The sequence below is a fragment of the Flectobacillus longus genome (assembly GCF_030056705.1).
Taxonomy (GTDB): Bacteria; Bacteroidota; Bacteroidia; order Cytophagales; family Spirosomataceae; genus Flectobacillus; species Flectobacillus longus.
The window spans coordinates 1-12615 of record NZ_JASHIC010000006.1; the positions used below are offsets into that span (position 1 = coordinate 1).

The 12615-nt window shown below is 35.8% G+C and carries 11 protein-coding genes and 1 riboswitch; of the genes, 9 read left to right on the forward strand and 2 right to left on the reverse strand.

Annotated features, from left to right (window positions below):
- The first annotated feature begins 515 nt into the window (after positions 1–515).
- Positions 516–710, forward strand: coding sequence for a hypothetical protein (locus QM491_RS05240; protein ID WP_283326217.1), 195 nt, complete (start codon positions 516–518; stop codon positions 708–710).
- A gap of 124 nt (positions 711–834) precedes the next feature.
- On the opposite strand, the gene QM491_RS05245 is transcribed toward QM491_RS05240, so the two are convergent.
- The gene (locus QM491_RS05245) at positions 835–1617 is read right to left on the reverse strand and encodes a phytanoyl-CoA dioxygenase family protein (protein WP_283326218.1); all 783 of its coding nucleotides are present in this window, start codon (positions 1615–1617) and stop codon (positions 835–837) included.
- A gap of 206 nt (positions 1618–1823) precedes the next feature.
- Here QM491_RS05245 and QM491_RS05250 point away from each other — a divergent pair, with 206 nt between their 5' ends.
- The gene (locus QM491_RS05250) at positions 1824–2684 is read left to right on the forward strand and encodes an AraC family transcriptional regulator (RefSeq protein WP_283326220.1); all 861 of its coding nucleotides are present in this window, start codon (positions 1824–1826) and stop codon (positions 2682–2684) included.
- Positions 2685–2689: 5 nt separating this feature from the next.
- Here the strand turns inward: QM491_RS05250 and QM491_RS05255 are convergent, their stop codons facing one another.
- Complete coding sequence (locus QM491_RS05255; RefSeq protein WP_283326221.1) at positions 2690–3424, reverse strand: RDD family protein; 735 nt, start codon at positions 3422–3424, stop codon at positions 2690–2692.
- Positions 3425–3494: 70 nt separating this feature from the next.
- On the opposite strand from QM491_RS05255, the gene QM491_RS05260 reads away from it, so the two are divergent.
- The 7 genes from QM491_RS05260 (at position 3495) to QM491_RS05290 (ending at position 12419) form a co-directional block, all read left to right on the forward strand.
- Positions 3495–4445 (forward strand): stage II sporulation protein M, encoded by a 951-nt coding sequence (locus tag QM491_RS05260; RefSeq protein ID WP_283326223.1) that lies wholly within the window; start codon positions 3495–3497, stop codon positions 4443–4445.
- Between the two features lie 146 nt (positions 4446–4591).
- Positions 4592–5557: a DUF7847 domain-containing protein gene (locus QM491_RS05265; RefSeq protein WP_283326225.1), complete on the forward strand. Its 966-nt coding sequence runs from the start codon at positions 4592–4594 to the stop codon at positions 5555–5557.
- A gap of 208 nt (positions 5558–5765) precedes the next feature.
- Positions 5766–6512, forward strand: a complete 747-nt coding sequence (locus tag QM491_RS05270) for a DUF4129 domain-containing protein (protein WP_283326226.1) — start codon at positions 5766–5768, stop codon at positions 6510–6512.
- A gap of 22 nt (positions 6513–6534) precedes the next feature.
- Positions 6535–7095, forward strand: a complete 561-nt coding sequence (locus QM491_RS05275; RefSeq protein WP_283326227.1) for a hypothetical protein — start codon at positions 6535–6537, stop codon at positions 7093–7095.
- A 127-nt stretch (positions 7096–7222) separates the two neighbouring features.
- On the forward strand, positions 7223–8467 hold the full coding sequence (locus tag QM491_RS05280) for a DUF4350 domain-containing protein (protein WP_283326228.1): 1245 nt from the start codon (positions 7223–7225) through the stop codon (positions 8465–8467).
- Positions 8468–8741: 274 nt separating this feature from the next.
- Positions 8742–9719 carry an AAA family ATPase gene (locus QM491_RS05285; RefSeq protein WP_283326229.1) on the forward strand — a complete coding sequence of 326 codons (978 nt, stop codon included), beginning with the start codon at positions 8742–8744 and terminating at the stop codon, positions 9717–9719.
- Between the two features lie 61 nt (positions 9720–9780).
- Positions 9781–9877: riboswitch (TPP riboswitch) on the forward strand.
- A gap of 103 nt (positions 9878–9980) precedes the next feature.
- Complete coding sequence (locus tag QM491_RS05290; RefSeq protein ID WP_374761246.1) at positions 9981–12419, forward strand: TonB-dependent receptor; 2439 nt, start codon at positions 9981–9983, stop codon at positions 12417–12419.
- Positions 12420–12615: the final 196 nt, after the last annotated feature.

A 12615-nucleotide genomic window follows, 5' to 3' on the forward strand; every position in this document is an offset into this window, starting at 1 on the left:
CCGTTATGAGCATTTGTCATGAAGGAGTAACCAAACATCACTTCAGTATCTATCTACCATTGAGTGATCGGTTTAACTCCCTCATTACCAAATATTATTTTGTAAGCGTAAATCTACAATTGAGTAATTGAGTGAATGAGTGATTATTTTTAATGTGAATTTTACTTGTAGAGACGCAATGTTTTGCGACTAAAGAGTTATCATTCTGAAATATAGTATCAAAAAGGGCGGTCGAAATTAGTTTTTCGACCGCCCTTTTTGATATTACTATGCTATGTTTTACTTGGCATAGGACGCAATGCTTTGCGTCTCTACAGCTAAAATACAAATTTTAGAATAATCACTCATTCACTCAATTGTAAATCACTAAATTAGGAATGCCTCCCTTTTTTTATACTTAAATCTCAAAGCTTTCGTTATCTAACTACTAATAATTCAGCAATATCTATTTACTTTGCTTTTAGTTGTGTCCGTTATCACGCAATCATTTTCCTATATAACAACGCCAAACACTTATGAAAAAGGTAATTTTATTGGGTTTTGCTATATGTTGTTTACAACTAGAATCAGAAGCTAATACAGTAGAGTATAAGTCTATTGAAACACATATCTCGACAACAACTACCAAAAGCGCTTATAAAAGAAGACGTAAAAAAGGGTTTTTATGGGGTTTATTTCGTAAAAAAGATTGTGGTTGTCCCAAGCATTAGGGCTTTTACATCATAGCATGAAAAATAAATAATCCGTTCAGAAAATTAATCTGAACGGATTATTTATGTAAAGCGCTAAACTTATACATGTGTGCTATATCTAACTTGCTTCTGATTACATCCCTTAATTCAAAATAGGATTTAATTCAGATGCTACTAAGCCTCCGACAGGTAAACCTTGTATCCATCTCTGGCGGTCTGCTTCTTGGTGAGCATTTTGAGGCTCAGAAATTTTTGCTCCATCGGCTACAAAAATAATAGTCATGACTTCCCTCGTCTTTGACGAGTTATTTCCTGGGGCATTGTGTAAAGTCCACCCAGCATGAAAAGTAGCATCGCCTGCTTTCATCGAGGAGGCTCTTATAATAGGATAGCCTTTTTCTTTCACGATATCCCCAAGTACATCATCTGATGTATCAGAAATTGCTAGATTTCCTAAAAAACCTAATTCATGTGAGCCTGAGGCAAAGGTAAGCATACCCATTTCTTCAGAAATATCTATCAAAGGCATCCACATTGTAATAGTATTACTAGTATCGATAGGCCAATAATACTGGTCTTGATGCCATGGGGTATGACCACCGCCAGCTTCCTTAAAAAGTGCTTGATCATGGTACAAACGTACTTTTTCGACCCCCATCAAATCGGCAGCAATTTGGGCAAATCGTTTAGAAAAGGTGAAATTCTTGATGTCTTCGTCAACCTCCCAAAGATTCATCACTTGCAGAAAGGCTCTACCATAAGTATCTCGCTCGGACATCTCACGAAACTCCGTATTGAATTTCTCTACACCGTTATGAATTAGGTGTCGATAAAGGTCTATATCATCCGAATCTACAATATTATGTAGCAAAATATGTCCATTTTGCTGATACTCGGATTGTTGTTGAGAACTAATCTTGAACATATAGGATAAGTCGGGAAAAGATAAACCAACCATACATTTAATACTAAAATAATAACAAGTTTTAGACGGACTGCCGTATTTTTGATTCTTGGCGAAGACAAAATAACATAAATTTTTTCGGGAGTATTTTGTCGTTTTTTACCAATATTTGTGCATTTTTACCTATTTCCTATCAAAATTCTTATACTAAGTATAATTTTTATCAAATGAAAGCCTCCTTAGAGCAATTAGATAATGGATTGAATCAATCCTTGAGATTCAGACATTTTAGTTTGCCATATTTTGATGCTCCCTACCATTTTCATCCCGAATATGAGTTAACTCTCATTATAAAGAGTGAAGGTAAAAGATATGTAGGCAATCATGTAGCAGATTTTAGTGCAGGAGATTTAGTACTGATAGGACCCAACTTGCCTCATTGCTGGAAAAATGAAACCATTGGAATGGAAGATTCTGCTCAAGCTTTGGTGTTACAATTTAAAGCAGATTTTTTAGGAGAAAAGTTTTTCTTAACCCCCGAAATGCAAGCAATTGGCAATTTACTGGAAAAATCAGCTTCAGGCTTGGTTATTACAGGCAATACCAGAAATAGAATTGCGAAAGAATTGATTTTTTTACTAAACGTTCCCCCTGTTCAGAAAGTATTAGGATTGTTAGACTTGTTAAATACCATCGCACAGGCTCCACAAGACCACCAACTTTTAGAAAATCAAAATCCTGCATATCAGTTAGCAACAGTCGATTTAGAACGAATCAATAAAGTTTATGCCTATGTGATTGAAAACTATACACAGGAAGTTCATTTAGAAACAGCGGCATATTTAGCAAATATGACCGAAACTGCTTTTTGTAGATACTTCAAAAAAATTACAAAGAAGACCTTTCTCGATGTAGTTACCGAATATCGTATCAAACACGCTTGTAACTTGTTAATTGGTACCGACAAACAAGTAGCTGAAGTATGTTTTGAAAGTGGATTTGGCAATGTATCGCATTTCAACAAACAATTCAAAACCTTTACAGGACAAAGCCCACTTAGTTATCGTAAGCTTTTTCAAGCAATGTAATACCATTATTCGTCACCATAGGCCATCAAAAACGTATGGTCGTTAAGGACTTGTGTCAAAAAGGCATTATCATCGAGACTTGACTCTACTTGCATAATTTCCTTAAGTTTTTGTGCTGTTTGGCTCAGCAAACGTTCATCTTGTGTTTCTTCTACTCTTTGAATTACCTGTCGAATAATTTCAATATCGGCATCCGACAACAAGCTTACTTCAGGAATCATCACCTCATAAGCTTCGTCGAGTACAGGCTGACGAAGTGCCTCAAGCGATACCCTAGGTTCTATACGAACTACAGTAGTACCAGCCACCATATCTCCCAAGCGTTGTCCTTTACCACCTGCGGCAATCGCTACGACACCCACCCATTGACCAAAAATGCTAAAATCAATAATTCTAAAAATCCATCGTAATATATATGCACCGATTGTGGGAGCACTTCCATCCAATTTAATCACTTTGATATTACGAGCTCTTTTTCCAACACTTTGGCCATTGAGCCATATTTCACAAACTAAATCATAAAAAAACAGAGGTAATATACCCAATCCAAAGAAAAGAATGGTTCTGATTCTATTATTAAATAGACTATCGTCGAGCCATGTAGCAATTAGGGTAAAAGCAAGAATCCATGCGAAATAAACTACCAAATCAATCAGATATGCGATAATTCTATCTCCAATACTAGCTGGTGTAAAAGCTACTTCGACATTTTGAGCTGTCAGTATTTTTATTTTACTCATTATCTATCACAGTGGTAAAGTTATTTTGATATATTGCTTAAAATTAAACTACCTTAAGCAAAAATACACCATGAGAGAGGCATTATTTAAGAAACAAAATCTTGATAAATGGCAATCTTTTGAAGAAGATGTACAAAATATTCATTCTGATAAACTAGCCGAAAGATTTATAGAATTAACTGATGATTTAGCCTACGCACAAACGTTTTACCCTAATTCAACAACTACTCGTTATTTGAATGAATTAACGGCTCAATTTTACCGAAAAATCTACGCCAATAAAAAAGAATCCTCCAATCGTTTTGTTGAATTTTGGAAGTTTGAAGTGCCCTATCTCTTATTTCGCTTTCGAAAAGAGCTTTGGGTAGCCTTCTGTATCACGTTTATTTCGGCTGTAATAGGTGCTATATCTGTGGCATACGACGATACTTTTGCTCGACTCATTTTAGGCGACGACTATATCGACATGACGCTGGAAAACATTCGAAAAGGAGACCCTTTGGCAGTATATGGAGGAAGCGACCCGCTAATGATGTTTTTGCAAATTACTTCTAATAACATAAAAGTTTCTTTTGTGTGTTTTGTTATGGGATGTTTGTTTTCGGCAGGCACAGCGTATATGCTCATCACCAATGGCATTATGCTGGGAGTATTCCAATATTTTTGTTATCAGCAAGGTTTCCTAAAAGTATCCTTATTAACGATTTGGCTACATGGAGTTTTAGAAATCTCATCAATTATTGTAGCAGGATGTGCTGGATTAGTTATGGGAAATAGTCTTTTATTTCCTCAAACTTACTCGCGTTTAGAATCTTTCAAGATTGGCGCAAAAAATGGCATTAAAATCGTTATTGCTTTAGTACCTTTGTTTATTATGGCTGGCTTTATCGAAAGCTTTATTACACGACAGCATCTAAATACCTTTTATAGTTTACTCATAATTGTACCGTCTTTTATGTTTATTGTGTGGTATTTTATCGTATATCCTCAAAAAGTATTTCAGAAAAGTCAATTATGTTAAAATACAGCGATAAGAGGAACGAATTTTGAATTTAAAAATCTTAACTCGCAATCTCGTATTAACATTTACGAAAGCAAAATACTTATTCCATTTTCACAAAACCTTATTTTTAGCTTATTCCCTCGATTACTACCAATACAACTATTATGGAAAAACAGTACTTACCTCTTGAAAGAGAGCGTGATTTTAGTCAAAAAATTAACGATACCTTCTCTTTTGTTCGTCTCAATTTCAAAGACTTATTTATTGCCTTATTATTTATCGTTGGCCCTGTTTTACTCATTGCAGGTATTGCTGGAGGGTTTCATCAAATCAATGTATTAAATAGCACAGCCTCTGACACACCCATGGATGCCAACGCTGGTGTCGAAGAAATATTAAGAAGATTTAGTAAAAGTGGTATCGATATCATCGGACCTGCTTATTTTATATTATTGTTTGCAACTGTGATTTCAATGGTTCTCTTAGTAGTAACGGTTTATAGTTATATGCAATGCTATTTGGAAGACTCAGTATCAAGAATTACTGTAGAAAGAGTAACAGCAAAAGTGAAGCACCATTTTCTTCCTGTTTTTAGAGGCTTTTTCTTGGTATTACTTGTCTTTTTTGGCATTATTATTTTAGCATCACTTGCTACTGGAGCCTTGGGTGTAGCTATGGGTGGTGTTGCTGGACCTATGATTATTGGCATTTTTGGCTTAGGGATTTTTGCAGTCATGCTATATTTTATGATTATGTTTTTACTTAGTCCAGCCATTATTGTTTTTGAAGAAGCTAGCCCAAGTTTTTCGCTTCGTAGAGCCAAATACCTTATTGAAGGTAAGTGGTGGTCTACTTTCGGATTGGTTATGATTGTGTCTATCATTGTTTACTTTATCGGACTAGTATTTAGTCTTCCTGCGGGTATTTTAACAGTTTTAAAAATGTTAAATATCCAATCTGGTATTACTAGCGACTGGGTGGTAGTGGGATCAACAGCAATTTCGATGGTAGGCTCGTCTATTCTATCAGCTATTACCTATATTGCTTTAGGGTTCCAGTATTTTAATCTTGTCGAAAGAAAAGATGGAAATAGCCTATTTAAGCAAATCAATAATTTGGGTAATCATTAGTGACTTCGAACTTCCAATGCAAAGCTTGGAAGTCAGCACTTGTATATAATCGTTTACGAAGGATTTTATAAAACATCTATTTCGGACATTGGATTGCTGAAGTGTAATCTACTTTAGATAAACTGAAGGTATATTTCAATATTTCCGAAATCAGAAATCCCAAATCCACAATGGTTTGAAATTTGTCCATTATTTTTCTAACTCAAAAATGAGTGTTAAAAAAAGACATATTCCTATTACTTTAAAATACGTCATACTATGTTTTTGGGTGACTCTAATGCCAATTTGCCGTCTTCAAGGTCAAATAAGCCGTGTTGATTCACTCACGCAACTTAGTCCGCCCAAGCAACCAGACAAAACTTTAACGAGTTTTCGAAAAGAAAAAAAGTACCAATATCAAACCGTTCCTATCGAACAAATGTCGTGGAGTGGTAGGCTTTGGCTGATGTTTTTACGTTGGATTTCACAGTTTTTTGAGAAAAGCACTACAGGCAAATCATTGAAGATAGGCATGTATGTATTTCTGGCAATTGTGATAATCTTTGTGATAATGAAGCTAATTGGTATTGAATTTGCAAACATCTTCGGGCGCAACGACAAATCTATTTCTATTGATTATCAAGTACTAGCACAAGATATTCATGCGTTAGATTTTGAAAAAGCAATCGAGGGTGCTTTGTCTGATCAGCAGTTTAAGTTGGCTACTCGCTTGTACTATTTACAAGTGCTAAAATCATTGAGTAATCAAGACTTAATCGAGTGGCGATTGAACAAAACCAATCGAAGTTATATTTACGAGTTAAAACCAATCGAATTACGTCAAGAATTTGAATCACTTACCACCCTTTTTGAATACATCTGGTACGGAGATTTTTTGATTAGTGCAATCGAATTTGAATCTATACAAAATCAATTTTCCAACTTTAATCGCAGTATAACACGAAGTAGGCGTTAGCCTCAAAACGCGTGATAATAACATGAAAAAGATAAGCTTAATTATTTTGTTGGGGGTTTCAACAGCCCTAACATTCAGCTCTTTTAAAACCACTATTGTAGAAACAACCCAACATAGACGCATCGAGGAAGTTGAATATGATACCATCAATTTTGAATCAACTGTCATTTCTGGTGTAAAATTAGGAGGACCTTATGGCGCTTTATTAGAAAAATTAGGCTCACCAGATTCTGTTAGAAAAGAAGAAACTCCTGATGCTCAAAATAGTGACCATTTTGAAATTTATCTTTATGGCAAGGATTCTTTCTATGTAATGGACGAAATGGTAAGTGGTTTTGAATTAAAGTCAACGAAATTCCAACTCGACAACCTTGGAGGATTAAAAGTGGGAGACCCTATCGCAAAAGTGAAAAAGATGTTTCCTAAATCTTACAAAATCCGTGATATAGACGAGTTTAATCCATCTTGGATTACCATTAGCGTACAGTTTGGTAGCTCGGATTCATTCCTAGAAATTTATTGTGAAAACTCAAAGGTCAAAAGTATCACAACTGTGACAGATGACGAAGAAGAGGAAGAATAAAATAAAAAAGCATTTGAGTTAGCTCAAATGCTTTTTTATTTCACATAGATTCATAGATTTGTGGAAAAAGTGTGGAACTAATACCCAGACCAAAACTTATTTACACAAAATCACCTCGCACCGCTGAATGACGCAGAAAACTAAATATCTTATTGTATTAGGTATTACACTATTGGGGTTTATATTGGTCGAAATATATAAACCCAAGCCAGTCATTTGGACACCTACCTATTCCAACCAAGACGATATTCCATTTGGGGGCGAAATTTTATATAAAATTCTTCCTGAGCTATTCCCTTCTCAAGAAATTCACGACGAAAAGTTCCCTGTTTTAGCTAGACACACAGAGCAACGCACTGAATTAAAAAATACTTCTTATATCAACATCTGCAATACCTTTACGCTAGACTCTGTTTCATTAATAAAATTGCTACAGTTTGTTTCGACAGGAAATACTGTATTTATCGCGGCAGAAGATTTTGGCTCACTTGGCGATACGCTGCATATTTCGACAGATTATATTAGTATTTTAAAAAAGGGTACAGCCGCCGCACTTAATTTTACCCACCCAGAACTCCGTCAGAAAAAGCCCTTTATTTTTAGAATGGAAGATGCTGAAGCTTTTTTTGTTGATACTAATAAATCCACAATACCGTGGACTGTTCTGGCTTATAATCATCTCAAAAAGCCTACTTTTATTAAGGTAAAATGGGGAAAAGGCACTTTGTTGCTCAACTCCACGCCTAGAGTTTTTAGTAACTATTATCTTATTAAGCCCCAAAATTGCTATTTTTCAATAAATGCCCTACGCTATCTTCCGCAACAAACCATTTATTGGGATGAATATTATCAGGCACCTTCTATAGGAGCTCGCTTTAGGGTAATGAACAAATCTATCCGTAAAGCTAGCGATGCCTCTTACGATGAGTCCCCTTTTAGGTTTATTGTTAGTCAGCCAGCTTTACGATGGGCTTATTATTTGACACTTTTAGCACTTATATTTTTTATGTTCTTTGAGGCAAAACGTCGTCAACGAATCATTCCAGTTATTGATACTCCTCAAAACACCTCAGTCTTATTTGTAAAAACCATAGGGCAGTTGTATTTTAATAAAAAGGAGCATTTAACTATTGCTCAGAAAAAAATAGCTCATTTTTTACATTTTATTAGAGATAAATTCTACCTAAATACCCTTCTAGTTAATGAAGATTTTTTGGACGAGCTAAGTAATAAATCTGGGGTAGAATTAGGTAAGCTACAAGCTCTTTTTCATACCATTCAGCAATTGAATCTGGTAAATAGCATCTCCGAAAAAGAACTTATTGCACTCAATAAAGCCATTGAAGAGTTTTATCAAACGGTCAAAGCATAAATGAAGAGTTTTCGGCGGTCGGCTTTGAGCAATCGGCTTTTGGCAGTTGGTAGAATATTTATGTAGTTTACTAAAAAACGAATCATTCAGTCTAGGAAATATCGCTTAAAGCGGATAATAAATATGTCTGTTTATTAGGATTTTTCAGAGATAAGTCTTTTCAAAAGCTTTATAGGATCTTTTGAAACTGATTAATATATTACTCAAGTAATGGAGAAACTTCAGCTTGTAACTTATACTTATTGATACCATTTCACGCTCTTTTACCAAAATTATGAATTTTGAATCACGCATAGATTTAAGCGAATTACACCAAGCGGTTACAGAAATACGCGAACAAATAGGCAAAATTGTTATTGGACAGCCACAAACGATTGATTTGTTGCTTACAGCACTTTTAGCCGATGGACATATATTATTGGAAGGTGTGCCTGGCGTTGCTAAAACTTTGATGGCAAAACTGTTGTCACGCACGATTTCGGTTGACTTTAGTCGTATCCAATTTACGCCTGATATGATGCCTTCGGATGTATTGGGCACGGCCGTTTTTAACCCCAAAGTCAGTGATTTTGAGTTTAGAAAAGGTCCTATTTTTTCCAATATTGTACTAATCGATGAAATCAATCGTTCGCCTGCTAAAACTCAATCAGCTTTGTTTGAGGTGATGGAAGAGCGTCAGATTACTAATGCGGGTACTACTTATCCAATGTCATTTCCGTTTTTGGTAATTGCCACTCAAAACCCTATCGAGCAGGAAGGGACATATCGACTACCAGAAGCACAGCTTGACCGTTTTATGTTCAAGATTTTGGTAGGATACCCTAATCTCAGCGAAGAAATTGATATTTTGAAAGGGCATCAGCGTCGTGCTAAAGAGGATGCTGGCAAGGTAGAAGAAAGTATTTCATCAGTTTTATCAACTGAACAATTATACAGTTTAAGAACAAAAGTGAAACAGGTTATTGTAGATGAAAATATTTTGGAATACATCGCCAAATTAATCCACGAAACTCGTCGTTCAAAATTCCTGTATTTAGGAGCATCTCCACGTGCTTCGGTAGCCTTGTTACAAGCGTCTAAAGCTTTTGCTGCTATTCGTGGGCGAGATTTTGTTACTCCAGAAGATATTCAAGAATTGTTGCCGGCTATTCTTCGTCATCGTGTGGCACTTACACCAGAAAAGGAAATGGAAGGAACTAACATAGAGGATGTTCTCAAAGGGGTCATACAAAAAGTAGAAGTCCCACGATAATTCAAACTTTTCTATATTCTAAATCGATTGTATTGTTTTTCATCATACCTTTGTACTCACAATCACAAAAAAGGGGTGCCTCATAACAACGGGCTGAGATTATACCCATTGAACCTGATACAGGTAATGCTGTCGAAGGGATTTTGATGATAGATCGTGATACAATCTTTCTATCGTTCAATTAATCAATTTTTTACGGGTTATTATTATTGTTAAATCAGACAGGATTTGGCTCCTTTACCTGTCGTTATGTTTTCAAAAATGATGAAAAATTTAACGACTGAGCGATTTTTCGCAAAAACTCTTTTGACACAACTCAAAAGTGGGTTGGCTCAAAAGGCTTTTATGGTTATGTTATTGTGCAGCCTCACCATATCGGCTTATGCACAATTGAGTATTTCGGGTAAAGTAACTGACAGCGAAACTAAAAAAGGATTGGCTGGTGCAACACTTACTATCGACAATACAATGCGTGGAACTATTACTGATGCACAAGGTAATTTTGTTATCAAAAACCTCAAAAAAGGCACTTATACCATCAAGGTAAGCTTCGTAGGTTTTGAGAAACAAAGCAATTCTATCGAGCTTCAGCAAAATACTAACATTTCTTTTTCGCTTCAAAAAAGCTCATTTATGGCCGACGAAGTAGTGGTAAATGCTACTCGTGCTAATGAAAAATCTGCTGTTGCTTATACCAATGTGAGCAAAGAAGACCTTCAAAAACAAAATCTGGGTCAGGATATTCCCCAATTACTCAACTTTACGCCTTCGTTGGTAACGACCTCCGATGCAGGTGCTGGGATTGGTTACACGGGTATTCGTATTCGTGGTACAGACGCGACTCGTATCAATGTTACCATCAACGGGATTCCGCTCAATGATGCCGAATCGCAAGGAGTTTATTGGGTAAACATGCCAGATTTTGCTAGTTCGACCAACTCGATTCAGATTCAGCGTGGCGTGGGTACGTCTACCAACGGAGCTGGAGCATTTGGAGCAAGTGTCAATATGTCTACAAACGAATTTAGAAAAGATGCTTACGCAGAATCAAACAATTCGTTTGGATCATTTAATACTTTCAAAAATACCGTTTTAGTAGGTTCAGGTCTTTTGAATAATCGTTTTACGTTAGATGCTCGTTTGTCGAGACTTAAATCTGATGGTTATATCGATCGTGCTTCTTCAGACCTTCGTTCGTTTTACTTATCAGGTGCATATTTTACCAAAAAATCTTTTTATCGTTTGAATGTATTTTCTGGAAAAGAAAAAACTTACCAAGCTTGGGAAGGTGTGCCTGAGTACTTATTGAGCACCAATCGTACTTACAATCCTTATACGTATCCAAACCAAACCGATAATTATCAGCAAGACCATTACCAATTATTATCATCGCATAGCCTTTCGTCGAACTGGACATTCAACTTCAACTTGCATTATACTTACGGACGTGGCTACTATGAGCAATTCAAAGAGCAAGACAAATTCTCGAAATATGGCTTGCCTAATGTAGTTATAGGCAATACGACTATCACAAAAACGGACTTGGTTCGTCAGAAATGGTTAGACAATGATTTTTATGGAAGTACATTTTCATTCGATTATAAAGGTAATAATCGCTTGAGTGCCAATATTGGCGGTGCTTGGAACCAATATGATGGTCGTCATTACGGACAAATTATTTGGGCACAATACGCTTCTACAGCCAAGCTAGGCGATAAATACTACAGTGGCACCGCTCTAAAAACAGACTTTAATATTTACGGAAAAGTTTATTATCAATTAAGCGAGCAATTAAATGCATTTGCTGATTTACAATATCGTACTGTTGGTTATAGTATTAAAGGAATTGACGATAATTTGGTGGATATTTCGCAAAGCAAAAATTATAATTTCTTTAATCCTAAAATGGGCTTAACCTATCAAATTTCGGCAGGGACATCCGCATTTTTGTCATATAGCATTGGTAACAAAGAACCTAACCGCTCAGATTTTGTAGATAACCCAGGAAAAGCACCGCAAGCAGAAACCTTGCGTGATTTGGAAGCAGGTTTTAAAACACAAAAAGGAAAAGTCGCTTTTGAAGCAAATGCTTATTGGATGGATTACAAAAACCAATTGGTATTGACAGGAAAGCTCAACGATGTGGGCACTCCAATTCGTGTCAATGTACCAAGTAGCTACAGAATGGGGCTTGAGCTGCAAGCAGGAGTTCAATTAACAAAAGCATTGAAATGGAATGTAAATGCCACTCTTTCAAGCAACAAAATCAATAATTTCACAGAGGTAGTACCAAGTTATGACGAACCTTATATTGATGTGGAAAACAAGTTTGCTAAAACAGACATAGCCTTTTCACCCAATGTAATCGGAGGTTCGCAATTACTTTATACCCCAACTAAAGGGCTAGAATTAGGACTCTTGTCAAAATATGTTGGAAAGCAATATATGGATAATACAAGCAATGAAAATCGTAAGTTGAATGCCTATTTCACCAACGATTTACGAATTCTTTATACATTCAAACCTTCGTTCTGTAAAGAGTTAGGATTGAGTTTGTTGGGTAACAACATTTTCAATACGCTTTATGAGTCAAATGGCTATACTTATAGCTATATCTACGAAGGCAAAACTGTTACTGAAAACTTTTACTATCCACAAGCAGGATTCAACTTCTTGTTAGGAGTAAATATCAAGTTTTAAGACCTTGTAATTTGTAAAACAAAAGCCCCGAAATATTGATATTTCGGGGCTTTTGCATAAAGTACGACCGTTTAATAAGATTCGCTACCACTACCTAATGAATATTTGCTATTTTTCGGAAATAAAAAACACGTGTACACATTCGTCTTTTCCTTAAAGCAAATTAATACTTCTATAATCTATAAAGTTATTCCTA

Coding starts and splice junctions, on each gene's coding strand:
- QM491_RS05280 (WP_283326228.1), top strand. CDS start 7,223: ATGACGCAGAAAACTAAATATCTTATTGTATTAGGTATTACACTATTG.
- QM491_RS05245 (WP_283326218.1), bottom strand. CDS start 1,617: ATGTTCAAGATTAGTTCTCAACAACAATCCGAGTATCAGCAAAATGGA.
- QM491_RS05240 (WP_283326217.1), top strand. CDS start 516: ATGAAAAAGGTAATTTTATTGGGTTTTGCTATATGTTGTTTACAACTA.
- QM491_RS05260 (WP_283326223.1), top strand. CDS start 3,495: ATGAGAGAGGCATTATTTAAGAAACAAAATCTTGATAAATGGCAATCT.
- QM491_RS05275 (WP_283326227.1), top strand. CDS start 6,535: ATGAAAAAGATAAGCTTAATTATTTTGTTGGGGGTTTCAACAGCCCTA.
- QM491_RS05255 (WP_283326221.1), bottom strand. CDS start 3,424: ATGAGTAAAATAAAAATACTGACAGCTCAAAATGTCGAAGTAGCTTTT.
- QM491_RS05270 (WP_283326226.1), top strand. CDS start 5,766: ATGAGTGTTAAAAAAAGACATATTCCTATTACTTTAAAATACGTCATA.
- QM491_RS05250 (WP_283326220.1), top strand. CDS start 1,824: ATGAAAGCCTCCTTAGAGCAATTAGATAATGGATTGAATCAATCCTTG.
- QM491_RS05290 (WP_374761246.1), top strand. CDS start 9,981: ATGATGAAAAATTTAACGACTGAGCGATTTTTCGCAAAAACTCTTTTG.
- QM491_RS05285 (WP_283326229.1), top strand. CDS start 8,742: ATGAATTTTGAATCACGCATAGATTTAAGCGAATTACACCAAGCGGTT.
- QM491_RS05265 (WP_283326225.1), top strand. CDS start 4,592: ATGGAAAAACAGTACTTACCTCTTGAAAGAGAGCGTGATTTTAGTCAA.